Source organism: Pseudomonas sp. 58(2021), assembly GCF_017491585.1.
Lineage (GTDB): Bacteria > Pseudomonadota > Gammaproteobacteria > Pseudomonadales > Pseudomonadaceae > Aquipseudomonas > Aquipseudomonas fluorescens_BT.
This window is the reverse complement of record NZ_JAFGYZ010000005.1, coordinates 65,717-87,483: the sequence shown is the minus strand read 5'-3', so window position 1 is coordinate 87,483 and position 21,767 is coordinate 65,717. Positions and strand designations below refer to the sequence as shown.

Here is a 21,767-nt window from a genome sequence, read left to right as displayed (position 1 = left end):
GTCATTGCTGCTCTCCATCGCGCTGCATCATGTAGGCGAGTTGTTCGCTGGTGATCGGGCGTGAGCCCATGCGACGGCGGTAATCTGAGCGCTGATGCTGGCTGCAAAACAGCGTGCCGCGCACCCTTGGCAAACGGCACTCGTGGTCGCCTGACTTAGCGGCGCAGATTGTTGATTTTTTTGATCTGTCGCTCATCCGATCACCGCCTTTATGGTCAGGGCCAATGGAAGCCAGAAGAAGAGGGTGCAGCCGGCTATTGAAGTCAGGAGCATTGCGGCACCAGTTCGTTAGGGAATTCGAAGAAGCCGAGTTGCCCCTTGTACGGTGTGAATGGCAGGGCATTGGCAGATTCAAGAGCGAAGCCGTAGTCCCCGAAGAACCAAGGCGAATCGCTGCTGCCAACGCAGTCGTTCAGAGTGACGGCCCCGATGATCCCGCCTCGTTCGAGGTCTTCAAAATCTGGGATAGTCACACCGAGGCCTTCGGCAAAATCGCGGGTGTCGGCGTATTCTTGGCAGGTCATTCCTTTTGATGCGTGGACAAGGAACCTGCCGCGGAAACGGGTCGGCCAATCGCGATTCTCTATGTCCTTACCGCCGTGAACGATCAGCCAGGCCCAAGGCTGGCGAATTGAAAGAGCTTTCATCGGCAACACTTTTCCTTGCCGCTATAGCGGCTGACTTTGAAGGGGGAGGGAGTTACGGATATTTGGTGCTGATGCGCTTGGCGATTGCTTCGAGCCTTTCTGCCATTGCCCACATGTCGTTATTGTCGCGGCGGGAAACGACCGGTGCACGGTGCACGTTGCGGTCGATCAGGATCTTCGCAGCCAGCAGGATCAGCCAGGCCTCGGCCTTGCGGCGGATGAATAGCCTCATGCCTGCGGTGCCCGGTGCGTTGCGTTCCAGCGCTCGAAGGCTTCTTGCGTGGTGGCTGCTTCGATTTTCTCGTCGCACTGGTTGCACGCTGCCACACCACCCGAGGCACCGACATCGCGGTGTCCTTGCTTGCACGGGTTCATGTGCCAGTCGGCATCCTGTTCCTGTTCAGCCATCTCAGCCACCAAGTGCTTACCGCAGGAATGGCAGAAGTGCATGCCGTTTTCTTCCGGCCCATCCTCGTGGAACGACCAGGTCTCACCGCAGCCACTGTGCCAGATGCCGCTGTCGTCTTCGCGGTGCCATTCGCATTCACCACCGGCGAAGTCATCAATCCGCTGATCCACTGCGTTCAGGCGCTGCTGCAGGGCGTCACGCTCGGCGGTGACCCGGTCAAAGTCTGAAGCTCTGACGCAGAAAATGTTGGATGCCTCATGGCTCCAGAAACGCTGTACGTCGCTCATCCTGCAATCTCCATCGATACCAGATCATGGGCATTCACGACCTTCATGCCGAGTTCCTTGCCGATGTGCACTTCAAGGCTGGCGCCGCGGGAATCCTGCCAGCCGGGCAGGGTGGCCACAGTGTCGCATTCCATCAGGGCTTTGATGTCGCGGCGCATGCATTCGCTCCAGGTGCCTGGGTCAGGGTTGAGCTCTGCGGGGTTGATGACGCTGTGCCCGGCGGCGCGCAGGCTGGCGGCCGTGGAATGGAACAGCGGGAAGTTCAGGTCCAGCATGTTGCTCATTGGCCCGCTGAGGTAGATGCGCTTCATGCTGCGCGCTCCTTCTGATAGAAGTCCCATGCGGCCTTGTCACCCTGAGCCACGTACCAGGTCAGGGTGCCGTCGCCGTCGTGATCACTCACCGACCCGCCATACTGCGAGCCCGGGAACTGGAACTTGGCAGACATCGAAATCTGTGGCCACCCGATGCTCCACTCGGTGAAGGTCAGATCGGGCCGCTCTGCCAGCACCTTTGCCTTGAAGGCCTCGCCCTTGGCATTTGCATCAGCGATCTCCCTGTCCCGCGCGTCTTTGCAGCCCTGATCGCAGTAGGCGTGCCTGCCGTCGTAGACGATCTGAAGCGGGTTACCTTCATCGTCTTCCTCGTCCTCGTAGAGCTGGTTCTCGCAGTTGTTGCAGTACATCCACCAACCCTGCTCGTGGTAGGCCTTGGCCGGGATGAAGCGCTGACCTGCGAACTGATCGGCCCATGGCGCGCGCCGGCAGAAATCCACCTCTTCGAAGGTCAGGTTCAGCTCGTTGCCGCCCTCGCGGCGCGCCGTAGCGCTGTTGGTGGCGAACGTGATCACGTGTTCACCTTCGGAGCCTTCACCGACGTGATAGGCCTTCATCTTTTCTGTGGGCATGGGGCGTCCTATGCCGGGGCATGCCCGGGCGGTGGAGGGTGTGAAGGTCAAGCGCTTGCGGAAAGGGCGAGGGTTTCATCGCCGCCGCGCGCAATGCCGGCGTGCAGATCCACCCTGCGGCCGGCAAGCATTCCCGCGATTTGCGCGTTCAGGTCGATGTCGATATCACGAGCTTTGCGGGCTTTGCCTACGCCTTTGTTTGCGAGGTACTCGGTGATCAGCGCCTTGTCTTGAGCTTCGACGGCGATGATGTCGCGCCCGTCGCTTGCTGCTGGGAAATCGTCTTCGCCTTTTGGAACAAGGGCACTCAGCTTTCCGTAAACCTCATTGACCCATGCCAGGGCGAAGTGGTCGCCTGCTGTTTCGGCTGAGTACGAGCTTCGATGCACGCCTGCACGCACCGAAGCGACGTATTGCTTTCGGGCAAATTTCAGCTTTGTCAGCAGCGACTCAAACGCATACAGCGCGATTTGCTGGGCAGGCGTCACCCCTACGAATGACACGCGGGCGATGATTCGATCCTTTTCCTTGCAGTACTGCCGACCATACAGTGATGTGCACCCGAAAACGTGTGCAACTGCTCCGCTCAGGTTCCGCTCCCACGCAGGCAGGCGTTCGGCCCGGGAGAATTGCGACTCGACTTCACCAACGTCGCTCAGCTTCACATCCATTTCAGTCAAGCGGTACTCGCGCATCAGTGCCTGTGCCTGACGCAACGCCGTGGCGGCTTCGTTCTCGTTGGCGCTCTGGGCCAGCGCCAGGCAGTGTTTGATCTTGCGGATTGCGCGCTCGAGTTTCTTTTCGTCGATCTGTTGTGCGGACATAGGGGATCCTCGCCGGCTGGCGTGATTAGTAGACGATGAGCGCTCCAGACAGGCGGAGCATGGTTTCGCTTTGCATGACCTACTCTTGAGGAGCAGTTCCAATATCCAAGGAGGTCAAAATGTCTAAAGGTGGCGGCAGTAAAGGCGCGGGCGGGGCTGGTGGGTCGGGTAAAGGAGGAGGTGGCTCATCTCGAGGCCCCTCAAGTCATCCCGGACCAGGCGGTAATTGGCCAAGCACCACGGGTGGAGTGTCTGGAGGCAATAGAGGGAATGCTCCGTCAGCACCTGGAAAGAAAGGCTGACTTTTAAGCGTAAGGTTTTGTCCTGCCCTCAGCGCAATTGGTGAGGGCAGGTCATGCGGCCAGCTCTTGCTGCTCAACAGGCTTCGGTGGCCACTCGGAAAAACCAACCTTCGGCACCTTGGTTTTCGGATTGAGGATTGGCTTTCCCTTGGCGTCAGTCAGTACCGCCTTTGCCCTGATCTTCAGATCACGACAGCGCAAAGTCTTGCGAGCCAGCTCCACGAACTGCTCGGCGTATTGCGGCGCGTCGAACAATGGCGAGAGCTGACGCACTGTAGCCCCCCCCATGATCTTCTCAGCACGCTTGCGAACCATCTCAAGCCACTCAGGCTCCGGTATTGGCTCGACGCCGCCTGGAGCCTTAAGGTTCTTGCGGGTACCGCTTGTTTTCTTGCGCGCCTCGGCGGTGGCGACTTCAATGGTCATTCCAAACACAGCGAAGGTGCTCATAAGTATTCTCCAGGCATACGCCTGCCTCGCCGGCTGGCGTGATTCGTAGAAGTGGGGTATTTGTGTTCGGCCCGGCATGGGGCCGGATCGAGGAACTGAAATGTCATATTTCGCTGATGTGAAAACCGCGACGCTCCATTACGACAGCCTTACCCGGGTCGATTTTTGTTTTGAGTGCGGAAAACAAATCCAGAACGGCGTCGTTCTTTACGATGGATATGTCGAGCGTCACTCGGCGAAGACTATTTCTCTTCACCCCGCGTGCGCGGCGGTGCTTGGCCAGCGACTCATTGCAGATGGATATGTGAATCGCTACAAAAACTGATCTATGCAATTGCGGTAGATGGGACTCGACAGGCGCGCCGCACTTTGAAGTGAAGCATCGCCTTGATGCTGTGGCAGTAATCCTGAAGCCGCTCGTAGGCCTTGTATTTGGCCTGGCCTCGAGTGGCAGCCCAGACCCTGACCAAGTCTTCGCGGGCCTCCCGGTTCCAGTCGAGATCATCCCAATCGTGTTTGAACGGTAGGACCAACCACTCTTTGAGTGGCAGCGTTTCCGCCATCTCGCCGTACTGCATTTCATGGGTGGGATGGTAATTGCTGATCCGCTTCTTCGGATCTTCGTCCAGCACCACGCCGATGTAGTGGCCACGATCCGCCAGGATTACACCGGGCTTCCCGTAGGCGATGACGCGGCGGCCGACTTCGGCGGGCACCTGATAGTGCTGCCGGACATATTCGCAGTTGTGGCTCATGGGTTTCTCCATTCAGGCGCCGCCCTCCGGTTACCGGATTCAGCGAGTAGGGTGGGGGTATACAAGAAGACGAGAAAACCGATTAAGGTCTGATCTTTCCTCGTAAAGCAGGTGAGGCGATGAACGATATAGTCAGCAGCGAGACTCGCGACTTTAAATTCAACGATCACGAAATACGCGTTGTGGTCCATTTTCCGTCCGAGAAAACCGCAGAAAAATTCACGGTTCAATACCGGGTATTGAAAGATGGTTTACCCGAGACCGAGCTTCTTGTATCTCATGAGCCGCAAGCCACCTGCGATGAGGCTTTCGAGCATGGCTACTCAATGGGACGTAGATACATTGAAACGCTAAACGCGTGAATCGTTCGGCTCTATTATCTCGTCGCCCGGGTCTTTCTGGATGGAGAGCAAGCTTTTGTTGCGAAATTCCCGCGCCACGTTTTGAGATATCTCGATTTCGTGGCGCGGCGGATTCAGTAGAGGCTGGCACTTCGCGGCGCCCATCGCATGCAGGTGATGAATCATCAGTGTCATCGCCTCGCCCTGCTCAGTAATGCCTGACCACTCCATTAGGTCGGCCAGTGCCTGGCGCGTGCCGGGGCGAACCCTGAGCCTCAATTCCTCTTCGGCATTCGCCACACGCTTCCTGGCAGCTTTTGCCGATCGCTCCTGCACAGTCTTTGCCATGGCCTACCTCTTCAATTCCGCTGGCCGGCAAGTCCGGCCAGGTCTGTCGGCGGCGCGTGGCCGCCCGGTTGGTGGTTCGTTTCATCAGTCGTTGAATTTGAAGTTGTTTTCTTTGGCGATGAGCAGGGCGCGCTTGTGGCCGATGTCCAGCTCTTTGCAGGCTTGGTAGAGGTTGTAACCGCTGTCGGCCAGCCGCTTGAGATCGGGCGCGATCTTGTCGCGTTTGGCACGGAGCTTGTCGCCGTAGGCGGTGCCGAAGGTCAGCTCGCGCTTTCCACTCGCCCCCGGTTTGACGTGTTGAACGCTCTTGCCGGCGCCGAAGTATTCTTCCAGCGCCCGGTTCAGGTGGTCGGTGATCTGCTCGCGCGGATCTGGCATTGGAACGCCGATCATTGCCGATCACCCGAGAGCGTAACTTTGACGCCGTCCGCGCGCGCTTCCAGCGCCTGGGCGAAGTTCATCGCTTCCTTGTAGGTGAACCGAAACCCCTTCACCTTGCCGGTCGACACCTCGGTGATGTGGAAGGCGTTGGTGCCTTTGGCGATGACCTGGTAGCGAATCTTTTGCACGGGAGGTTCCTTGCCGATCAGGGAGTAGAACTCGGCGGTGGCGATAACGTTGCGCAGACGAAGTGCTTTGAGCCCGTCGACGCGCTGTTGCAAGGATGGGTGCATGGCTGATCCCTCGGTGGTGGGGTTGCGTTCATTCGTCAGCACTCGGCGCCGCCTGCTGGTTGCCGTTGGGCGCAGGGGAGAGTGCTGACGGATAAACGCGGGCAATAAAAAAGGCCCAACTGGACGGAAAGGCCTTTTTTTGTAGCAACAGATGCAGTGATTGCAGGTTGCGAGGTTTTTGGCGGGATCGGTCAGCGCCAGAACGCGTCGACCCCGGCGGTACATCGCCAGTACCTGTGGTGAACGCACAGCGGATCGGCTGGCAGCGCGATAGAGCAGGGCGATTCTGGCCGCACATGCGCAAGCGCTGCGCCGATCAAGATGATGTGGAGCATTGTTCATCTCCCGTAGGGATTGAATGCAGGTGGGCGGTTATAGGCCGCAGTTTCGTCCGCATCGGGGTGCGATCTGGCCGGAGCTCAACCGGCATTCGGCGGATGGGGTAGCCCTGTAGGCGACCGGTTGGCACATCCGCTGCCCGAGACTTAGCCTCAGATCACACCCCGATGCGCTCTCATAGAGAGGGTCGGGAATACAGAGCCCAAGTTAAGGGGCTTGAGGTGGGCGGGGTGGTGCTACATCAATTCAGCCATTTGCTGCGTGGCCTTTTTCCGGCTGACCTTCTTCCCATCACGATAGAAATGGGTGCTGCTACCGTGCGCGTAGCACTTGAATTCAACCCCTTCGACTACCCGCGTTGCAGTTCCTTGATGCGCCGGGCTTTTTGCTCGCAAAGCATGAGCCTCTTTGTACATTTCGAAGGCCAGGACATCGGCGTTGTTCATCTCGTCTTGCTCCGTTGTTCGGTTGATTTCCCGTCTGGCCCTGTCGCCAAGGCCAGCCAGTGAAGTCTTCCCTTCGTTTAAGCGATAAAAACACCATCGTTCGATTCCCCAACTGGACCTTGAGGATTCGGACCGTCTGCCTGTCCTACGATTATTTCCCGCCGCATAGCCTCGGCAACCGCCGCCGACTGGCGCTGAACGCCCAGCTTGAACATGGCGTTGGAGATCCGCTTCGCGACCGTTCCGGGCTCAACGTCGTGCGAGCGGGCGATCTGTTTGGCGGTAAGGCCCTGGGCGACTAAAAGCAAAAACTGAAGTTCTCTGCGAGCAAGCCCACGGCCGAGATGGCCGATCCATGTGCCGCTCTTGATGATTGATTCCATGCTGTGTGCCTCTCGGTTGATTTCCCAATGCGCCCGGCGGGCCAGGCGCATCAGTGAAAAACACCGTGTCCCTTCGGCGCTGCTGGCGCGGTACGGGCTCATTCAAGTTGTTCTTCCGACCGCGACACCGTCCGCCGGATAACTGGATGTGGCGCTTTACGCTGCACGCCCGGGTCAGTTGCCAACCCTCTGAACCGTTCAGGCCGGTTCATCGCTGCCTTCCATCTGGCCGGTTGTTATCCGGCGATGGACGAACATTACCTGCGGGTAACAATATTGGTCAATACCTGTAGGTAATTATTTTTTCTTCGGGCGAAAAAAAACCCGCTACTAAGCGGGCTTCTTTCGCGACTTCCTCGCCTCTACAGGAGGACTGAGTACCAGAAGACTTTCCCTATCACGATAATGTCTTTTTGCAGCATTTCTTCAGCGGTGTACACCTCGTCTGGGTGCTCGTCTATGTTGTAGCTTCGCATCCTGATGCCGCCACCTGGTGCGCGATAGAGGGTTTTCACACGGAGTTGACCGCCATGATTTAGGGCGTACATCTTCCCATCTGTGACAGTCGTGCAGCCTTGATCGACCCCCACAGTGCTGCCGTGGGGGAGCACTGGCTCCATGCTGTTTCCGCTGACGCTAACGCATACCGCCTCGCTAGGCTGAACGTTTTGCCGACGCAGCGTCATTTTGCCGAACCGCAATTTCTGCTTGTTCGAGGGCTCTACAACGGTCTTTCCATTGCCAGCGGACAGCTCTACTTCCTTGAGAAATGGCACGTACACCTCGTCATCGTCCAGCGGCGTGTCATCGTCCCAAACCGAAAATTCGCCCAAATATTCCGCGTTGCTTTCGACCTTCACCACCAGCTGCATGTCTTTTTGATCGAGCTGATAGCGCTCCAGGCCAAGCTTCTGCTCGATCTCGCGCGCGAAGTCTTCCCCAATGTTCTTGCTGCCCGCGGATGACTGGGTGGTCGATAGGCAGCGTGAAATGTAATTGGCGCTCTTACCTAAAGCATCGGCCAATCTGGCCTGCTTCCCATCAAAGCGCTGCTTCATAAGTGCCCGCAAGTTTTCGCGGCGAATATCTGAAATTTCCATCCGCAGATCATCCTTCACTGTTACCGACAGGTAAATTCCCTATGGGTATTGCTTTGCGATTACCTGCGGGTAATAATCCGAGGCATCTAAAGGGAGGCCCGCCATGCGGACAAAAAATCCTCAACTTCTTGAGTGGTTGAAAACAGCAACCGACGCATCTGTGGCGAAGACAGGTACCACTCGCGCGTATCTGCGAATGATTGCCTACGGGCACAAGACCGCTTCGGCGGAAATTGCTGCACGAACTGAATCGGTCACAGATGGAAAAGTCACTCGTCAGGCACTGCGGCCGGATGACTGGAAACAGATTTGGCCGGAGCTCTCGGTTGCTTAAAAGCGCGTTCCATTGAGCAAATTATCCAGCAGAAGCGGCGGCCTCGGCAGTCCATCGGAAATGCTGGGGATTCATACAGTAAACGGATGGGGTTCTACATGATTGCAAGCAGCGTTTTGGTCGCCTGTGGAGCATTTGGATTTTCTGCATTCTGCTTCGCAGCTGGCTATGCATCCTGTCGCTGCAAGCGTGAAGTCGCAATTACTTTTCCTGCGAATCACGTCAGTTTTGAACCATCCACAAGCGACGTAGACCGTTTGAGACTGTTAGACGAAGCCCGCGCCGCCGTTTTGGATGGTCGCTTAAGCCAATCCCAGAAATTTCAGAATGACGGCTCCACAAATCAGGCCTGCAAGCCAGGGGAGCAGCTTCATGATTGAAGCCTTGTGCTTTTCCCAGAAGGCCCGAAGCGGCGGCCGATCAAATCCCAAAATCGCATACATCGGACCTTCATCGAGGTATGGCTTGAGATCCCAATGTTTTTCTTTCAGACGTTCGAAAATTTTCTTGAACCGCTTCATGTCCGGTCTCCGTGACCTTTTCGTGTGGAAGCAAAAAGCTAGCAAGGATGCGTCGGACACCCATAACGCCTGAATTTCAGGCAAAAAAAAGCCGGTGGCTAGACCGGCTTCTTCAAACAACAAACTTGAGGGGCCAGTATGAACACCAACGCCGCTCCCGGCAATACCTCTGCCAGTGTCGCGACACAATTTGGCAGCACAGAAAACGTGTCGCGCATTGTTTCAACTATCACGCTCCGTGAAATGATCAACGAGGCACGTCACCAGGCCGGAGAACCAAAGGTTCGCAACGATCACTTTCTGGCCCGGGTAGAAGATGAGCTGGGGGATGATCTGGAGGGGGTGCAAAAGTATTACACCCCTCTGTATGGCAACCAGGTCGCGACTTACGGCCTGACTCTAGACCAGTGCATGCTCGTCGGCATGCGGGAATCGAAAGCGGTTCGCCGATCTGTTCTCAAAAAGCTGAAGGAGCTTGAAGGGCCGCGCGTTATCGCTGCGCTTCCCGACTTCTCAAATCCCGCCGCAGCGGCTCGCGCCTGGGCTGAGCAATTCGAACTCCAGCAGGCCGCTACACGGGCCCTGGCAGCCGCGGCGCCCAAAGCCGCGTTTGTCGATCAGTACGTGCAGGCCGGTGGCTCCATGAGTTTTCGCCAAGTGGCCAAGCTTCTGAATGCCAATGAGCGCCATTTTCGGCAGTTGCTGCTGGACAAGGGCGTCATGTACTACCTCGGCGGCGTGCTGAGCCCATATCAACATCATCAAGTGGCCGGTCGCTTCGAAGTGAAGACCGGGACCAGCGAATCAAACGGACATGCCTTCAGCCAGGCTCGGTTTACGCCAAAAGGCGTCGAGTGGGTTGCTGGGTTGTGGGCGCAGCATCAACTAAAGGGGCGCGTGTAATGGCCGGCGATTGGATCAAATTCGAACTCACCACCCTTGATAAGCCAGAGGTCTGCCAGATCGCAGACTTCGCCAATATCGATCCGGACGCGGTAGTCGGAAAACTGATGCGCGTCTGGGGCTGGTTCGACCAACAAACCGAAAACGGTAACGCTCCGAGCGTTAGCAAAAAGTTACTCGACCGTTTGGTAGGCGTTACCGGTTTCTGTGATCACATGAAATTGGTCGGTTGGATGATTGAGGCCGATGGCGTGATCAGCCTTCCTCATTTCGAGCGTCACAACGGGAAGACCGCTAAAAACAGGCTTCTTACCGCAAAGCGTGTTGCAAATCACAAGTCTGCTAACGCCAAAGGTAACGCTGCGAACGTTAGCGGTGCGTTACCTAAAGAAGATTTAGAGAAGAATAAAGAACCTCTCTCTGCGCGTGAGTCGGTTGACCCTCGCATGCCTAGCGAAATGACCCTCGGCTGGAAGCCAGACGCGAAGATCCTGAAAACCTATGCGCTGCACCAGGCTGTCCCGTTGGAGCTGTTCACCGACGAGGTGTTGAAAGCGTTCACGGGTTACTACGAGCCGAAGGGCCAGATCAACACCGAGGCCGAATGGGTCAGCATGCTGGTCAAGTGGGTACGCAATGATCTGAGCAGATCATCCAACGTCAAGCCGTTCGCGCCGCGCCAAGCGTCTCAAGAGTTCGACGATGACGACACTGGCTGGAATGAGCAGGGGGCGGCCCAATGAAGAACGTTGCAGTCGTTACGACCGGTCTTTGGGCGAAGGTCCAGTCGGGTCAGTACATCGCCAAGGAACAGGCCCTGCCTCAACAGATTCAGGCAGAGATCAATCGCGAAACCGCCATCGTGATCAACGGGTTGTTTCGTCAGTTGCGAGCGATCTTCCCAGCTTGGAAGCAGGCATGGCCGGACATGGCGGCCTACAAGGCGGCAAAAAAGGAGTGGCTGCAGGCCTTTCTGGAGGCAGGACTGCGCAGCCTTGATCAGCTGCAGTTCGGTCTGATGGGCGCTCGTCAGTCAGGTCGTGATTTTATCCCGGCGCCTGGGGTGTTCATCGGCTGGTGCACACCAACTGCGGAGATGCTTGGCCTGCCAACACTCGCTGCCGCACATCGCGAAGCATGCCGCAACGCTCATCCCTGCATGGCTGGCCGGGCACGGTGGAGCCACGACGCGGTTTGGCACGCGGCGAAAGAGTGTGGTTTTGAAAGCCTCAACAAGCTCGAAGAATCGCTCAGCCTCAAGCTGTTCGAGCGCAATTACACCATCACTGTTCGCCGACTGATTGAGGGTCTGCCATTGCAGAAAATGCCACTGGCTCTGCCTGAGCGAGTTGAAGGGCGCCGTACGCCTGAAGTCGGAAACAGGGCATTGGCCGAGCTGCGCGCCATGCGTTCGAGTGGGGTTCGTCATGCCTGATCGCCGCCTCGCTGTCCCTGAGATCGAAACCTACCGTTGGGCGGTGTTCTGCTGCTCTTTCAAGGTCGACCTGAGCTCGCCACCTGATCACGCACTGGCGCTGTTCGCCGACCAGGCCATGGCCAAACGCTACGGATCGTGGATGTGGCCGGGCACCTTTGAGGTGGTCGACGTGGTCACGGGGAAGCCGGCATGCGAGTGAGTTCGAAGAAGCTCCGCGCTTCCGCCAATGGCCAGGACTGCACCGTCCGTATACCGGGCACCTGCAATCACAGCCCGGAAACCACTGTCCTCGCGCATCTGCCATGCGGACAAAAGGGCATGGGCATGAAGGGCTTCGACACCGTCGCGGTGTACGCATGCAGCTCCTGTCACGACGTCATCGATGGCCGCGCCGCCGGCGAGGTCGATTGGTCCGACATGCCGCGCGCCATCGCCGAAACACACGAAGGCCTGATCCGGGCTGGAATTCTTACCGTGAAGGGGGCTGCATGATCGACCTAACGCTGCCGTGGCCGCCAAAGGAGTTGAGTCCAAACGCGCGCGTGCATTGGAAGCAAAAGCACAAGCACGCAAAGGCATACCGCCGCACCTGCGGTCTGATCGCGCTGGCGCTGGATGCGCCGCGCCTCAGCGGCAAAAAGTACTTCTGGGTGACGTTCTGTCCGCCGAATCGCCGGGCCTATGACGATGACAACCTGCTGGCGCGTTTCAAAGCCGGCCGTGATGGTGTTGCCGATGGCCTGGGCATCGACGACAAGAACTTCGTCACCACGATCAACATCGGCGAGCCGGTGCCGGGTGGCGCTGTGCGTGTGCACATCCGGGACTACCCGATCGACCCGGAGCCGAACACACCATGAGCCAGAGCCTGCTGATCACCTTTTCAGACGCCGAGATCCGCCGGCAATCGGCTAACGTCGGCATCCGAGACATGCGCGACGCACGGTTCCCGGGCGTTTACTTTCGCTTCCACAAGAACCGGGAGCGCGGTACGTGGTACCTGGTGTCCGGCAAGGAATGGGAAAAGATCGCCAGATTCCCGGATCTGCCGGTGAAGGGTTTGATCAACGCACTGCCGAAGATCCGTGAGCGCCTGGCCACCGATCCGAAGGCCTCGGCATCGGCCGGCACCCTGCAGACCGTTGGCCAGTTGCTGGATTGGTTTTCCGCACGGCAGGCCGTTGACCGCAGCCTTTCAGACAAACGCCGCTCCACCAACACCTCCATCATCAGCCTCCATCTGAAGCCACGCCTCGGCGAGCTGCTGGTGGACGACCTCGACCGGTTCACCCTGGACAAGCAGCTGATGTGGCCGATGCAGGCTGATTTCTCGCTGTCATACGTCCGACTGGTGTGGGGCGTGCTGGTGGTGGCCATGCGGCAGGCTGAGAAGCTGCGCCTGATCAGCACCAACCCAATCGCCGGCTTCAAGTTCACCGACTTCACCAAGGCCCGGATCCTGCCGAAACCATCGCGCCTGCGCGCCGTGCAGCTCGAGGACGTGATCGAACAGCTGGCCGATGGCTTCGACCGGGCTCCGCAGGACTGCATGCTGGCTCTGATGATGCTCTGCCACGGTACGCGGGTCGGCGAAACCCGGATGGCTCGATGGCAGCACCTGACTCTGGGCGAGCAGGGCGAGTGGTTCATCCCGGCTGAGAACACCAAGACCCGTTGCGAGCATCGGCTACCGCTGACTCGGCAGGTCTGCGCGCTGCTGGAGCGCTACCGGGACTGGCAGGCAGGGAAGGGCTACAAGGGCGCGTTCGTGTTCCCGGCGCGGTTGGGTGGGTGCCTGAGTGATGGTCAGGCCTGCGCCGTGTTCACGCGGCTGGGCAAGGGTGAGTGGACAAGCCACGACCTGCGCAAGGTGGCCCGGACCGGCTGGACTGACCTCGGCGTGGACTTCCTCATCGGCGAGATGCTGGTGAACCACACGATGACCCGCAACGTGCAGACCTACATCCACACGTCTGCCGAACTGCTCAAGCGCGAAGCCCTGAACAAGTGGCACGAATGGTTAGACGGGAAAGGCTTCAACCTGATTCACCGCTTGACCATGACTAGAAACGGAAATTCGCATAATGCCGCCGAGGCCTTGAATGGCGCGGCTTCTAGCCAAATCACGAAACAATAAAAGGCGAGGTTTAAAAATGGAAAAAAGAACACATGGCCCCGCCTTTGTGCGCCGCCAGATCCCGCTCACCGACTGCCCGTCCTGTGCCGGGGAAGGGTTGATCAAGGGCGTGTTTCATCAGCTCGACTGCATCGGTTGCCACGCTTCCGGCCTGGTGCACGCCGAAACGCTGGAGCCGCTGCCAGTGGACGATCTGATCGTTCAGCTCGGCATGCTGATCCGCCAGGGCGGCCGCCCTGCGATTCTTCCGCCTGGTGCGACGAAGTCCACCGCTGAGCTGTATCAGCAGACCAATACTCGCGGGCCGGGTGGCTCGTCTTACAAGGGGGATTGATCCATGATTTACAACAGCGTTCTTGGTGGTGTGGTTTCTGCTCTCGCCGCCGAAGCAATCGACAACACCAGCAAACAAGCCTGGCAAAAGCTGTACAGCCCGCATGAGGAAGAGCAACGCGACCTTCGCTCACTTTTTCGCTGTGCGCCCGGGGAGCGCATCGACCGTGCGCAGGCAGATTGCTGGGTTGCGGCTCGACTTCATCACGGACTCGAAAAAAAGCACATGAGCGCCCTGGTGGCGAAGTTCAGCACGGACAAGGCGAAGAAGGTTCAGGCAATCACCGAGCTGCGTCAGCTGATAAGTTCCCCGGCGCCACAACTATTCATCTTCAAGGCCGTCACCGCGTGGGCGGTCCCAAAGCTGAAAGGCGCCGATCCGAAGGCGGCCAATACTGTCACGGTGACAGTTCCTGTTGATGCGCCGGATTGGCGGCGTGACTCAATGATTGCCTCGGCCGTGGCGGCCGAGAGGTCCGCGAAAAAGCGCAACGAATCCCGGACTGCATCAATGATCGTTCTGCCTAAGAGCTTTTACGACATGAGCACCTGGGACATGGAAGGCCGTCCTGAGTCGACTCGCCGTGAATGGCGCCGGAACATCTACAGTGCGCTGAACACCCTGGTTGATGAGGCTCTGTGCGTGGCCGGAGAGATCTTCGATATCGAAGGGCTGATTATTTCCGCCGATGCTGCGTAAAGGCCTGTTGACATCAATCCATCGTTCCATCAATATTTATCCCATCCTGTCATTCCTGCGCGTGTAGAGGACTGATAACAGAGCCCGGCCAGAGAGCCGGGTTTTTCATTGATAGAATTTGTGTCTGGTTATTCCTGTAGCGCTGCTAACAGGTTTATCGTTTAGCAAGGATGTTGATGAACAACAAAACTATTCGATGGATAACCAATCTACTGTTATGCATTGGCACTGGGTTTATGGTCACAGGTGCAGCTACACTGGTAATTGGCGACGTAATCGATGCTGATACTGTCCGGACTGGCGCTACGATGTCTGCTATTAGCTTCTTCGTAATCGTTGCCTCTTACGTAGTCGCCATGCTTGAGGAGGAGTCATGACCGTTCTGATCCTGTCCTTATGGGCATCGGGAGTCTTGTTGCTCATCGCTTTTGCGGTTTACCGAGGAAGACGTACGTCCCCTACGTCACTCGCCAGCCCATCAGCCGAAATGAGCGACTTTGAAATAACAGAGCTGGCAAACAGGGTCAGAGTCGCCACAGCAACTGACCTGAAACAGCAAATTCTTCGCGACCCTAAAACGGGTCGGTATAGCGTTGTGATATCCAGGCATTCAGGTATCTGGACACCGGTCACGGGTGATGGAAAACCTATTAAGACTGGACTGAAGGCCGTTCACGCGCGAATGCCAAATCCTGGAAAGTCTGTTCTTTAGCTTTTGCTTGAAACCTACTGAAGCCCCGCCTTGTGCGGGGCTTTTTCGTTTTCGGCCCCACCACACCCATCGCTCTGAGCTGGGAGTGCTGCTGGAGCCGGATCTAATGCACTCCCACAAAGGGAGGAATCGAGATGCCAAACATGCCTGAGAAGGATCCCGGACTGTGGGCCGCAATGATTGCCTGGCTGCTGCTGCATCAGCCGCAGCTCTACGCCGCCGGCCTGTCGGTCGGTATCGCTGTTCTGCGCGTGATGTACGGCGGCGGTACTCGCCGTCAGATGTATCTGGAAGGCGCGCTGTGTGGCCTGGTCACGCTGTCGTTGGTGCCACTCCTTGAATGGATGGGCCTACCGCAGAGCATGGCCACTTTCGCCGGCGGCGCCGTTGGCTTTCTTGGTGTCGAGAAGGTGCGCGGTTACTACGATCGAGCGGCAGCTCGGAAGGTTGAAGGCTGATGGCCGGCCATAAAGGCAGACAGTCACCACCAACGCCGCCACCACTTCGCAACCCTAACGCATCGGTGACACCGAGCCTGGGTTCAATGTTGGTCGTGCTGGTGTTCATGGCTGGTGTGGCGGTAGGCGCCAAGATGGCAGGAGGTTGGTGATGGCCTGCTCTGGATGCGCTGCCCGCCGAGCGCGAGCAGTCAAATGGTTGAGCATCGCCCGAGAGCGTGCTGCATCGTTGATCTCACCGAAGCCGAATGCTGGAGCGCTACCTGATGGGAAGGCTGAAGACGTTAGGAAGCAGGGTTAAGACCCAGACTGACCGACTGGCATCCATCAACACGAACTCATGGCGCGCCACGAAGGAAACGTCAGCCCAGCGTGGCTATGGGTACAAGTGGCAGAAGGCCCGCGAGGTCTGGCTGCTTGACCATCCTCTCTGCGTCTACTGCGAGCGGGCTGGTCGAGTCGCTGCTGGATCCGTCGTCGACCACAAGGTCGCGCATCGCGGCGACATGGCGCTGTTCTGGGATCGATCCAACTGGCAGACCCTGTGCAAGCCCTGCCACGACTCGGTCAAACAGGCTGAGGAGGCTGGCCAGGCTTGAGACAGGCAGGCGATCCAGACTACCGGTAGATAATGAGACTAATTCTCAATTGAAACGCACCGAAATGGTGCGATAGAAAGCGGCTATGGAGGGGGGGGTCTAAATATAGGGGGTTAATACGCTCCAGACCGCGCCCGATCCCATTCGTACTTTTTTTCCCGACCCTAAGGTTTTTTGTTAATGGTGTTAACAGACAAACAGCGACAGTTTGTTGACGCAAAAGCCAGGGGCGCGTCAAACAAAGAGGCGGCGGAAGCCGCAGGATGTAAGGCTTCAACGGCTTCAGCCGCTGGTTCCCGGTGGGCCAATGACCCAAAGATTGCAAGTGCAATCCTTGCTCGCCGGGCTGAGCTCAGTGTTAACCCTGAGAAGTCGCGCAAACGCCGAGAGCAACCATCCGACCAGGCGCCCGAGACGGAAGAAGCCGGCGGCGAATTCCTTGATTGCCTTCCTACTACCGAAGACCCGTTGGTCTGGCTGTTGGCGCTCATGAACGAGCCCAGGGCCAAGGTTTTTGATCGACGCAACGCCGCCCAGACCGCTGTGCCTTATGTGCATGGCAAGAAGGGTGACGCCGGCAAGAAGGAGCTGAAAGAGCAGGCCGCCAAGGAGGCGGGGAAGGGCAAATACTCCGCCGGCAAGCCACCGCTCACTGTCGTAAGGAAGTAGCCAATGCTTTGGACAACTGCCTGCCCTGACTGGTGGCAGCGTCTCTCTGTGGGCGAATCAATCATTCCGCCGCCACTGTTTCCCGCCGAAGCTGAGGAAGGGCTGGAGGTTTTCCGTTCGCTGAAGATCGTGGACGCGCCGGGCTGCCCGACCATCGAAACGGCGTGCGCACCCTGGGTTCTTGATTTCGCCGGCGCGATCTTCGGCAGCTACAACAGCGAAACAGGCCATCGCCTGATCAGCGAGTACTTCCTCTGCATTCCGAAGAAGAACTCCAAGTCGACGATCGCGGCGGCGATCATGCTGACCGCGCTGATTCGCAACTGGAGGCTGGAAGCCGAGTTCATCATCCTGGCACCGACCAAAGAGATTGCCGACAACGCATTCAAGCCGTGTGCGGCCATGGTCAAGCACGACGAAGAGCTGAGCGATCTGCTCCACGTTCAGCCGCATCTCAAGCTGATCACGCACCGCGAGACGGGCGCAACGCTGAAGGTCGTGGCGGCAGATAGTGACGTAGTCGGTGGCAAAAAGGCCGTTGGCGTCCTGATCGACGAGGCCTGGCTGTTCGGCAAGAACGTCAAGGCGCCGGACATGATTCGGGAGGCCACGGGCGGCCTGCTATCCCGGCCTGAAGGCTTCATCATCTGGCTGACGACTCAGTCAAACGAGCCGCCGGCCGGGATATTCAAGTCGAAACTCAGCTACGCGCGCGGCGTGCGCGAGGGCCGAATTGAAGATCCGCGCTTCCTGCCGGTGATCTACGAGTTTCCGCCGGAGATGATTGAGAGCGGCGAGGCTCGCCGACCCGAGAATTTCCACCTGGTGAATCCCAACATGGGGTACTCGGTGGACAGGCCGACCCTCGAGCGGCTGTTTATGCAGGCCGAACTCGACGGTGAGGCCGAGGTACGAGGGTTTCTGGCCAAGTTCCTCAACATTGAGATTGGCCTGGCGCTGATGTCAGACAGCTGGGTCGGCGCCGACTTCTGGGAGCCGCAAGCAGAGAAGGGCCTGACGCTGGATTCGCTCATTGAGCGCTGCGAGGTGATCGTGGTGGGCGTCGACGGTGGTGGTCTCGATGACTTGCTGGGACTGGCGGTCATGGGGCGGGTTAGAGAGTCGCGCACCTGGCTGCACTGGGCTCATGCATATGCTCACCCATCAGTGCTGACCAGGCGGAAGACCGAAGCGCCGCGCTTGATGGACTTGGCGGCGGTAGGCGACCTGACGCTGGTTCAAAAGATCGGCGATGACGTCGCGCATCTTGCGGCGACTGTCGCTCGGATCAATGAGGCCGGGTTGCTCGACAAGGTCGGGCTCGACCCGGCTGGCATCGGCGCGGTGCTCGATGCGCTGGCCGACGCCGGTATCGAAGAAGACCAAGTAATTGGTATTTCGCAAGGCTGGAAGCTGACCGGAGCTATCAAAACCACTGAGCGAAAGCTCGCCGAGGGTGCGCTGCTGCATTGCGGTCAACCTCTGATGGCCTGGGCTTGCGGCAACGCCAAGGGCGTTCCGTCCGCGAATGCCTTTTTGATCACAAAACAGGCTTCGGGCACCGCGAAAATCGACCCACTCATGGCCACGTTCAACGCCGTTTCACTGCTTGCCCTGAACCCGGAGGCGCGCGGCGGCATGGACGATTACCTCAATAACGGCTTTTTCGGATTAGTAGGCTGACCATGACATTTCGTTGGTACAACCCCCGTACCTGGGGATTCTTTGGCTACACCGATCCGACCACTGGTGATTACGTCGAAGTGGACATGGAAATCGGAGGAAAGCGTACGAAGTCCGGTGTCCGCGTCACCACCAAGACTGCGCTTTCCATCAGCATGGTGTGGTCGTGCATCAAGATCCTCTCCGAGTCGCTGAGCGGACTTCCGCTCAAGCTGTATCAAGACGCTGAGGTTGGTCGGAAAGTAGTCCCGGGGACGGATAGAGCGCTCAAGCTTTTGCGCAAGCCAAACCCCTACATGACCTTGCTGAACTTTCTGAAGTTCGTAGTGGTGAACATGGCGCTGCGAGGCAACGCGTTTGCCCTTATCGAGCGCAACCGGAACGGTGAGCCCATCGGTTTTGTGCCGCTGAAGTTCGACACCGTTACGATCGACACGGAAGACGAACTGCTTTATTGGGTGACGCCACCGCAGGGTGATCGGTTTCCGGTTTCGTCGGAGAACATGCTGCACTTCAAGCTCTTCAGCTTGGATGGCATCGTTGGCCTATCGCCGATCGAGTACCAGGCGGAAACGATGGGGCTGGCAAAGGCTGGTCAGCAGTGGTCGTCTCGCTTCATGCGTAAGGGCGGCTTCACCGGCGGATATGTCATCTACGAACAATTCCTGACCAAGGCCCAACAAGCCCAGGTGATGGAAAAGTTTCCGGATGTTCGCCAAGGCGATGTCGACGACATCGGCAAGATGGCCATCCTGCAGGGCAACCCAAAGATTGTTCCCGCTGGGCTGAGCCAGAAAGATGCCCAGTTCATCGAGTCCCAGCAGTTTCAGGAAGAGGCACTAGCCGGTATCTACGGGGTACCGCTCTGGCTAGCCAATCGGGCCGGAAAGACTTCCATCATGGGGTCGAACCTCGAGCAGCAGCTCACCGGCTTTATCACCTTTGGTCTGAAGCCCTACATCGACGCCGTCGAAGACGAGCTCAACGACAAGGTTTATCGCAAATCATCGCGCTTCGTCGAGTTCACGGTCGAGGGGCTTCTTCGTGCCGACAGCGCAGGGCGAGCAGCTTATTACCAGGCTGCGCTGGGTGGATCTGGCGGGTCTGGATGGATGTTTATCAACGAGGTTCGCGAGAAAGAGAACCTGCCGCCACTGGCTGGCGACGAATACAACAAGGTCACCCGCTGGGAGATGCAGACCAATGTCAACAATTGAAGTCCCGTTCGAACTGAAAGCCGTGGATGACGCCGGCAATTTCGAGGGCTATGCCGCGGTGTTCAACAACATCGACCTCGGCGATGACGTCATCCTTCCCGGTGCTTTTACCAAAGTCAAAACAACCCGCAGTGGCAAGTTAAAGCTCGCGCTTTATCACGATCTGACACGTCTAGTCGGCTTGGCTGACTTTACGCAGGACGACCACGGCCTTCTGGTGAAAGGGAAGGTAAACCAAGCTGTGAGTTACGCGAAAGACGCATATGAGCTGATGAAAGCCGGGATCCTCGACAGCATGTCGATCGGCTTCAACACCCTCAAAGCCGACTTCGAAGAGCGCGCTGGTCGAACGATCCGCGTCATCAAAGAGGCCGAATTGTGGGAAGCATCATTCGTTCCATTCGGAATGAACCCGGCGGCTCAGGTTCTCACCGTCAAATCCGACATCAGGCTTTTTGAGAGCGCCCTTCGCGAACGCATGGGTCTCTCGCAGAAGGAAGCGGCAGCCGTCGCTTCGCTCGGCTATCCCGCGCTACGCCGTGACGGCGGCAGCGAGGCCACGGCGATCGTGGAAGAGCTGAAAGACATTTCCACCATCTTTGCCAATCATTTTGGAGTATCGCCATGAGCGAAGTGAAAGAACTGAAAGAAACCCTTGAACTGCAACTGAAGAGTGGCTTCGAAGGACTGCAAAAGAAATACGATGCAGCCATGGACGAGGTTCAGAAGGGCAACCAGGTAACTGGTGGCCTGAAGAAGCAGATCGAAGACCAAAAGGGCGAGCTGCAGAAGGTCATCGACCAAGTCCAAGACCTGGAGCAGAAAGGCGTCAAGCTGCGCGGTATCCCGGGCGAGGGCAAGTCTTTCGTCGATATGATCAAGGGCGACGATAGCTACAAAGCCCTGTCTTCGAACTCGTCTAACCGCGCCGAGATCGAAGTCACCAAGTCCGATCTGGCCGCAATGAAAGAAGTAAAAGTCACCAGTGCTGGTGTAGTCGCGCCAGTGTACGACACGGTCATTCAGCCAGGCATTCGACAAGAGCTGCGCATTCGCGACCTGCTCACCGCCATCCCGGTCACCGGCCAGAACTACACCTACTTCCGTGAGCTGCTGCATACGCGCGGCGCTGCTCCGGTAGCAGAAGGTGGCACCAAGCCGACGAGCGACGTGACCTTCCAATCGGCAACCGATCGGGTCAAAAAGATCGCGGTATGGATGCCGGTAACCGAAGAGGCGTTGGCCGACGTTCCTCAAATGCAAGGTTACATCCAGGAGCTGTTGCGCTACGACCTGAAGCTCGAAGAAGAAAACCAGATCCTTAAAGGTGATGGTACTGGTGAAAACCTGAACGGGCTTATGACCCAAGCCACCGTCTACGACGCCAATCTGACCAAGGCTGGCGATACGTCCATCGATATCGTGCGCCGCGGTATCTACCAGGTTCGCAAGCAGTCCAAGCTTTCCGCTGATGGTGTTGTGATGAGCGAACTGGACTGGATGAACATTGAGCTGCAGAAAGACGGTGAAAACCGCTATTTGTTCGCGAACCTGCAAGGCCTGGTTACTCCGATCCTGTGGGGTCGTCCGGTAATCACTTCCGACAGCATGGACGAAGGCGACGCGGATACTGGTGGCGAATTCCTCATCGCTAACTTCGCTCGCGCCGCGATCCTCTTCGACCGGATGACCTATTTGTTCAAGATGGGTCTGATCAACGACATGTTCATCAAGAACATGGTTGCGTTGCTGGCTGAAGAGCGCCTGGGCTTGGGCGTTCGACGTAAGGAAGCGCTGGTCAAGGGCCAGTTCACCGTCGCGCCGTAACCCAACACCACCGCTCAAGGCCGG

Annotated in this window: 34 protein-coding genes and 1 pseudogene; 19 read left to right on the top strand and 16 right to left on the bottom strand. The window is 57.8% G+C overall.

Annotation, left to right across the window (positions count from 1 at the left end):
* Position 1: 1 nt before the first annotated feature.
* The 8 genes from J5M72_RS07515 to J5M72_RS07480 form a co-directional block, all read right to left on the bottom strand.
* A complete protein-coding gene (locus J5M72_RS07515) occupies positions 2–196 on the bottom strand; it encodes a hypothetical protein (protein WP_207864964.1) in 195 nt (64 codons plus the stop codon).
* A 67-nt stretch (positions 197–263) separates the two neighbouring features.
* A complete protein-coding gene (locus J5M72_RS07510; RefSeq protein WP_207864962.1) occupies positions 264–647 on the bottom strand; it encodes an ASCH domain-containing protein in 384 nt (127 codons plus the stop codon).
* A gap of 52 nt (positions 648–699) precedes the next feature.
* Positions 700–879, bottom strand: a complete 180-nt coding sequence (locus J5M72_RS07505) for a hypothetical protein (protein WP_207864960.1) — start codon at positions 877–879, stop codon at positions 700–702.
* Positions 876–1,343 carry a hypothetical protein gene (locus J5M72_RS07500; protein WP_207864958.1) on the bottom strand — a complete coding sequence of 156 codons (468 nt, stop codon included), beginning with the start codon at positions 1,341–1,343 and terminating at the stop codon, positions 876–878. The genes J5M72_RS07505 and J5M72_RS07500 overlap by 4 nt, the downstream gene beginning before the upstream one ends.
* On the bottom strand, positions 1,340–1,654 hold the full coding sequence (locus J5M72_RS07495; protein WP_207864955.1) for a DUF4406 domain-containing protein: 315 nt from the start codon (positions 1,652–1,654) through the stop codon (positions 1,340–1,342). The genes J5M72_RS07500 and J5M72_RS07495 overlap by 4 nt, the downstream gene beginning before the upstream one ends.
* On the bottom strand, positions 1,651–2,250 hold the full coding sequence (locus J5M72_RS07490; protein WP_207864953.1) for a hypothetical protein: 600 nt from the start codon (positions 2,248–2,250) through the stop codon (positions 1,651–1,653). Before J5M72_RS07490 ends, J5M72_RS07495 begins: the two co-directional genes overlap by 4 nt.
* A gap of 47 nt (positions 2,251–2,297) precedes the next feature.
* The gene (locus J5M72_RS07485; RefSeq protein WP_207864951.1) at positions 2,298–3,074 is read right to left on the bottom strand and encodes a DUF2786 domain-containing protein; all 777 of its coding nucleotides are present in this window, start codon (positions 3,072–3,074) and stop codon (positions 2,298–2,300) included.
* A gap of 353 nt (positions 3,075–3,427) precedes the next feature.
* Positions 3,428–3,826, bottom strand: coding sequence for a hypothetical protein (locus J5M72_RS07480; protein WP_207864950.1), 399 nt, complete (start codon positions 3,824–3,826; stop codon positions 3,428–3,430).
* Between the two features lie 100 nt (positions 3,827–3,926).
* Here J5M72_RS07480 and J5M72_RS07475 point away from each other — a divergent pair, with 100 nt between their 5' ends.
* Positions 3,927–4,151, top strand: a complete 225-nt coding sequence (locus J5M72_RS07475) for a hypothetical protein (RefSeq protein WP_207864948.1) — start codon at positions 3,927–3,929, stop codon at positions 4,149–4,151.
* A 1-nt stretch (position 4,152) separates the two neighbouring features.
* Here the strand turns inward: J5M72_RS07475 and J5M72_RS07470 are convergent, their stop codons facing one another.
* A complete protein-coding gene (locus J5M72_RS07470) occupies positions 4,153–4,581 on the bottom strand; it encodes a hypothetical protein (RefSeq protein ID WP_207864946.1) in 429 nt (142 codons plus the stop codon).
* A gap of 119 nt (positions 4,582–4,700) precedes the next feature.
* Here J5M72_RS07470 and J5M72_RS07465 point away from each other — a divergent pair, with 119 nt between their 5' ends.
* Positions 4,701–4,943, top strand: coding sequence for a hypothetical protein (locus J5M72_RS07465; protein ID WP_207864944.1), 243 nt, complete (start codon positions 4,701–4,703; stop codon positions 4,941–4,943).
* On the opposite strand, the gene J5M72_RS07460 is transcribed toward J5M72_RS07465, so the two are convergent.
* The 6 genes and pseudogenes from J5M72_RS07460 to J5M72_RS07435 form a co-directional block, all read right to left on the bottom strand.
* Complete coding sequence (locus tag J5M72_RS07460) at positions 4,932–5,270, bottom strand: hypothetical protein (RefSeq protein WP_207864942.1); 339 nt, start codon at positions 5,268–5,270, stop codon at positions 4,932–4,934. The genes J5M72_RS07465 and J5M72_RS07460 overlap by 12 nt on opposite strands.
* An 84-nt stretch (positions 5,271–5,354) precedes the next feature.
* Positions 5,355–5,663 carry a hypothetical protein gene (locus tag J5M72_RS07455; protein ID WP_207864940.1) on the bottom strand — a complete coding sequence of 103 codons (309 nt, stop codon included), beginning with the start codon at positions 5,661–5,663 and terminating at the stop codon, positions 5,355–5,357.
* Positions 5,660–5,944 carry a hypothetical protein gene (locus J5M72_RS07450; RefSeq protein ID WP_207864938.1) on the bottom strand — a complete coding sequence of 95 codons (285 nt, stop codon included), beginning with the start codon at positions 5,942–5,944 and terminating at the stop codon, positions 5,660–5,662. The genes J5M72_RS07455 and J5M72_RS07450 overlap by 4 nt, the downstream gene beginning before the upstream one ends.
* Positions 5,945–6,519: 575 nt before the next feature.
* Positions 6,520–6,729: a hypothetical protein gene (locus J5M72_RS07445; RefSeq protein ID WP_207864936.1), complete on the bottom strand. Its 210-nt coding sequence runs from the start codon at positions 6,727–6,729 to the stop codon at positions 6,520–6,522.
* Between the two features lie 149 nt (positions 6,730–6,878).
* Positions 6,879–7,112 (bottom strand): annotated as a pseudogene (locus J5M72_RS07440) (helix-turn-helix transcriptional regulator); the annotation flags it as partial.
* 362 nt (positions 7,113–7,474) lie between these two features.
* On the bottom strand, positions 7,475–8,212 hold the full coding sequence (locus J5M72_RS07435; protein WP_279382160.1) for a helix-turn-helix transcriptional regulator: 738 nt from the start codon (positions 8,210–8,212) through the stop codon (positions 7,475–7,477).
* Between the two features lie 103 nt (positions 8,213–8,315).
* Here J5M72_RS07435 and J5M72_RS07430 point away from each other — a divergent pair, with 103 nt between their 5' ends.
* Positions 8,316–8,546, top strand: a complete 231-nt coding sequence (locus tag J5M72_RS07430) for a YdaS family helix-turn-helix protein (protein WP_207864934.1) — start codon at positions 8,316–8,318, stop codon at positions 8,544–8,546.
* Positions 8,547–8,848: 302 nt separating this feature from the next.
* On the opposite strand, the gene J5M72_RS07425 is transcribed toward J5M72_RS07430, so the two are convergent.
* On the bottom strand, positions 8,849–9,067 hold the full coding sequence (locus tag J5M72_RS07425; protein WP_207864932.1) for a hypothetical protein: 219 nt from the start codon (positions 9,065–9,067) through the stop codon (positions 8,849–8,851).
* A 138-nt stretch (positions 9,068–9,205) separates the two neighbouring features.
* Here J5M72_RS07425 and J5M72_RS07420 point away from each other — a divergent pair, with 138 nt between their 5' ends.
* From J5M72_RS07420 to J5M72_RS07345, 16 genes are all read left to right on the top strand, one after another.
* Positions 9,206–9,970: a phage antirepressor KilAC domain-containing protein gene (locus J5M72_RS07420; RefSeq protein ID WP_243433244.1), complete on the top strand. Its 765-nt coding sequence runs from the start codon at positions 9,206–9,208 to the stop codon at positions 9,968–9,970.
* The gene (locus J5M72_RS07415; RefSeq protein WP_207864929.1) at positions 9,970–10,713 is read left to right on the top strand and encodes a DnaT-like ssDNA-binding domain-containing protein; all 744 of its coding nucleotides are present in this window, start codon (positions 9,970–9,972) and stop codon (positions 10,711–10,713) included. The genes J5M72_RS07420 and J5M72_RS07415 overlap by 1 nt, the downstream gene beginning before the upstream one ends.
* Positions 10,710–11,405, top strand: a complete 696-nt coding sequence (locus J5M72_RS07410) for a replication protein P (protein ID WP_207864927.1) — start codon at positions 10,710–10,712, stop codon at positions 11,403–11,405. The genes J5M72_RS07415 and J5M72_RS07410 overlap by 4 nt, the downstream gene beginning before the upstream one ends.
* Positions 11,398–11,607, top strand: coding sequence for a hypothetical protein (locus J5M72_RS07405; RefSeq protein WP_207864925.1), 210 nt, complete (start codon positions 11,398–11,400; stop codon positions 11,605–11,607). The genes J5M72_RS07410 and J5M72_RS07405 overlap by 8 nt, the downstream gene beginning before the upstream one ends.
* The gene (locus J5M72_RS07400) at positions 11,598–11,900 is read left to right on the top strand and encodes a nuclease domain-containing protein (RefSeq protein WP_207864924.1); all 303 of its coding nucleotides are present in this window, start codon (positions 11,598–11,600) and stop codon (positions 11,898–11,900) included. The genes J5M72_RS07405 and J5M72_RS07400 overlap by 10 nt, the downstream gene beginning before the upstream one ends.
* Complete coding sequence (locus J5M72_RS07395; protein WP_207864922.1) at positions 11,897–12,268, top strand: endodeoxyribonuclease RusA; 372 nt, start codon at positions 11,897–11,899, stop codon at positions 12,266–12,268. The genes J5M72_RS07400 and J5M72_RS07395 overlap by 4 nt, the downstream gene beginning before the upstream one ends.
* Positions 12,265–13,545: a tyrosine-type recombinase/integrase gene (locus J5M72_RS07390; RefSeq protein ID WP_207864920.1), complete on the top strand. Its 1,281-nt coding sequence runs from the start codon at positions 12,265–12,267 to the stop codon at positions 13,543–13,545. The genes J5M72_RS07395 and J5M72_RS07390 overlap by 4 nt, the downstream gene beginning before the upstream one ends.
* 16 nt (positions 13,546–13,561) lie before the next feature.
* A complete protein-coding gene (locus J5M72_RS07385; RefSeq protein ID WP_207864918.1) occupies positions 13,562–13,879 on the top strand; it encodes a hypothetical protein in 318 nt (105 codons plus the stop codon).
* A 3-nt stretch (positions 13,880–13,882) separates the two neighbouring features.
* Positions 13,883–14,578: a hypothetical protein gene (locus tag J5M72_RS07380; RefSeq protein WP_207864916.1), complete on the top strand. Its 696-nt coding sequence runs from the start codon at positions 13,883–13,885 to the stop codon at positions 14,576–14,578.
* 846 nt (positions 14,579–15,424) lie between these two features.
* Positions 15,425–15,748 (top strand): phage holin, lambda family, encoded by a 324-nt coding sequence (locus J5M72_RS07375; RefSeq protein WP_134786841.1) that lies wholly within the window; start codon positions 15,425–15,427, stop codon positions 15,746–15,748.
* A 266-nt stretch (positions 15,749–16,014) separates the two neighbouring features.
* Positions 16,015–16,347, top strand: a complete 333-nt coding sequence (locus tag J5M72_RS07370) for an HNH endonuclease (RefSeq protein WP_207865128.1) — start codon at positions 16,015–16,017, stop codon at positions 16,345–16,347.
* A 180-nt stretch (positions 16,348–16,527) separates the two neighbouring features.
* Positions 16,528–17,016 (top strand): terminase small subunit, encoded by a 489-nt coding sequence (locus tag J5M72_RS07365; protein WP_207864914.1) that lies wholly within the window; start codon positions 16,528–16,530, stop codon positions 17,014–17,016.
* Between the two features lie 3 nt (positions 17,017–17,019).
* Positions 17,020–18,699, top strand: coding sequence for a terminase large subunit (locus J5M72_RS07360; RefSeq protein WP_207864912.1), 1,680 nt, complete (start codon positions 17,020–17,022; stop codon positions 18,697–18,699).
* 2 nt (positions 18,700–18,701) lie between these two features.
* Complete coding sequence (locus tag J5M72_RS07355; protein WP_207864910.1) at positions 18,702–19,916, top strand: phage portal protein; 1,215 nt, start codon at positions 18,702–18,704, stop codon at positions 19,914–19,916.
* Positions 19,903–20,544 carry an HK97 family phage prohead protease gene (locus J5M72_RS07350; protein WP_207864908.1) on the top strand — a complete coding sequence of 214 codons (642 nt, stop codon included), beginning with the start codon at positions 19,903–19,905 and terminating at the stop codon, positions 20,542–20,544. Before J5M72_RS07355 ends, J5M72_RS07350 begins: the two co-directional genes overlap by 14 nt.
* A complete protein-coding gene (locus tag J5M72_RS07345; RefSeq protein ID WP_207864906.1) occupies positions 20,541–21,743 on the top strand; it encodes a phage major capsid protein in 1,203 nt (400 codons plus the stop codon). Before J5M72_RS07350 ends, J5M72_RS07345 begins: the two co-directional genes overlap by 4 nt.
* The last annotated feature ends 24 nt before the right edge of the window (positions 21,744–21,767 follow it).

Coding starts and splice junctions, on each gene's coding strand:
- J5M72_RS07380 (WP_207864916.1), top strand. CDS start 13,883: ATGATTTACAACAGCGTTCTTGGTGGTGTGGTTTCTGCTCTCGCCGCC.
- J5M72_RS07385 (WP_207864918.1), top strand. CDS start 13,562: ATGGAAAAAAGAACACATGGCCCCGCCTTTGTGCGCCGCCAGATCCCG.
- J5M72_RS07505 (WP_207864960.1), bottom strand. CDS start 879: ATGAGGCTATTCATCCGCCGCAAGGCCGAGGCCTGGCTGATCCTGCTG.
- J5M72_RS07480 (WP_207864950.1), bottom strand. CDS start 3,826: ATGAGCACCTTCGCTGTGTTTGGAATGACCATTGAAGTCGCCACCGCC.
- J5M72_RS07500 (WP_207864958.1), bottom strand. CDS start 1,343: ATGAGCGACGTACAGCGTTTCTGGAGCCATGAGGCATCCAACATTTTC.
- J5M72_RS07450 (WP_207864938.1), bottom strand. CDS start 5,944: ATGCACCCATCCTTGCAACAGCGCGTCGACGGGCTCAAAGCACTTCGT.
- J5M72_RS07495 (WP_207864955.1), bottom strand. CDS start 1,654: ATGAAGCGCATCTACCTCAGCGGGCCAATGAGCAACATGCTGGACCTG.
- J5M72_RS07490 (WP_207864953.1), bottom strand. CDS start 2,250: ATGCCCACAGAAAAGATGAAGGCCTATCACGTCGGTGAAGGCTCCGAA.
- J5M72_RS07410 (WP_207864927.1), top strand. CDS start 10,710: ATGAAGAACGTTGCAGTCGTTACGACCGGTCTTTGGGCGAAGGTCCAG.
- J5M72_RS07345 (WP_207864906.1), top strand. CDS start 20,541: ATGAGCGAAGTGAAAGAACTGAAAGAAACCCTTGAACTGCAACTGAAG.
- J5M72_RS07430 (WP_207864934.1), top strand. CDS start 8,316: ATGCGGACAAAAAATCCTCAACTTCTTGAGTGGTTGAAAACAGCAACC.
- J5M72_RS07390 (WP_207864920.1), top strand. CDS start 12,265: ATGAGCCAGAGCCTGCTGATCACCTTTTCAGACGCCGAGATCCGCCGG.
- J5M72_RS07350 (WP_207864908.1), top strand. CDS start 19,903: ATGTCAACAATTGAAGTCCCGTTCGAACTGAAAGCCGTGGATGACGCC.
- J5M72_RS07470 (WP_207864946.1), bottom strand. CDS start 4,581: ATGAGCCACAACTGCGAATATGTCCGGCAGCACTATCAGGTGCCCGCC.
- J5M72_RS07435 (WP_279382160.1), bottom strand. CDS start 8,212: ATGGAAATTTCAGATATTCGCCGCGAAAACTTGCGGGCACTTATGAAG.
- J5M72_RS07360 (WP_207864912.1), top strand. CDS start 17,020: ATGCTTTGGACAACTGCCTGCCCTGACTGGTGGCAGCGTCTCTCTGTG.
- J5M72_RS07375 (WP_134786841.1), top strand. CDS start 15,425: ATGCCAAACATGCCTGAGAAGGATCCCGGACTGTGGGCCGCAATGATT.
- J5M72_RS07465 (WP_207864944.1), top strand. CDS start 4,701: ATGAACGATATAGTCAGCAGCGAGACTCGCGACTTTAAATTCAACGAT.
- J5M72_RS07395 (WP_207864922.1), top strand. CDS start 11,897: ATGATCGACCTAACGCTGCCGTGGCCGCCAAAGGAGTTGAGTCCAAAC.
- J5M72_RS07405 (WP_207864925.1), top strand. CDS start 11,398: ATGCCTGATCGCCGCCTCGCTGTCCCTGAGATCGAAACCTACCGTTGG.
- J5M72_RS07400 (WP_207864924.1), top strand. CDS start 11,598: ATGCGAGTGAGTTCGAAGAAGCTCCGCGCTTCCGCCAATGGCCAGGAC.
- J5M72_RS07425 (WP_207864932.1), bottom strand. CDS start 9,067: ATGAAGCGGTTCAAGAAAATTTTCGAACGTCTGAAAGAAAAACATTGG.
- J5M72_RS07445 (WP_207864936.1), bottom strand. CDS start 6,729: ATGAACAACGCCGATGTCCTGGCCTTCGAAATGTACAAAGAGGCTCAT.
- J5M72_RS07370 (WP_207865128.1), top strand. CDS start 16,015: ATGGGAAGGCTGAAGACGTTAGGAAGCAGGGTTAAGACCCAGACTGAC.
- J5M72_RS07460 (WP_207864942.1), bottom strand. CDS start 5,270: ATGGCAAAGACTGTGCAGGAGCGATCGGCAAAAGCTGCCAGGAAGCGT.
- J5M72_RS07475 (WP_207864948.1), top strand. CDS start 3,927: ATGTCATATTTCGCTGATGTGAAAACCGCGACGCTCCATTACGACAGC.
- J5M72_RS07485 (WP_207864951.1), bottom strand. CDS start 3,074: ATGTCCGCACAACAGATCGACGAAAAGAAACTCGAGCGCGCAATCCGC.
- J5M72_RS07365 (WP_207864914.1), top strand. CDS start 16,528: ATGGTGTTAACAGACAAACAGCGACAGTTTGTTGACGCAAAAGCCAGG.
- J5M72_RS07510 (WP_207864962.1), bottom strand. CDS start 647: ATGAAAGCTCTTTCAATTCGCCAGCCTTGGGCCTGGCTGATCGTTCAC.
- J5M72_RS07515 (WP_207864964.1), bottom strand. CDS start 196: ATGAGCGACAGATCAAAAAAATCAACAATCTGCGCCGCTAAGTCAGGC.
- J5M72_RS07455 (WP_207864940.1), bottom strand. CDS start 5,663: ATGATCGGCGTTCCAATGCCAGATCCGCGCGAGCAGATCACCGACCAC.
- J5M72_RS07415 (WP_207864929.1), top strand. CDS start 9,970: ATGGCCGGCGATTGGATCAAATTCGAACTCACCACCCTTGATAAGCCA.
- J5M72_RS07420 (WP_243433244.1), top strand. CDS start 9,206: ATGAACACCAACGCCGCTCCCGGCAATACCTCTGCCAGTGTCGCGACA.
- J5M72_RS07355 (WP_207864910.1), top strand. CDS start 18,702: ATGACATTTCGTTGGTACAACCCCCGTACCTGGGGATTCTTTGGCTAC.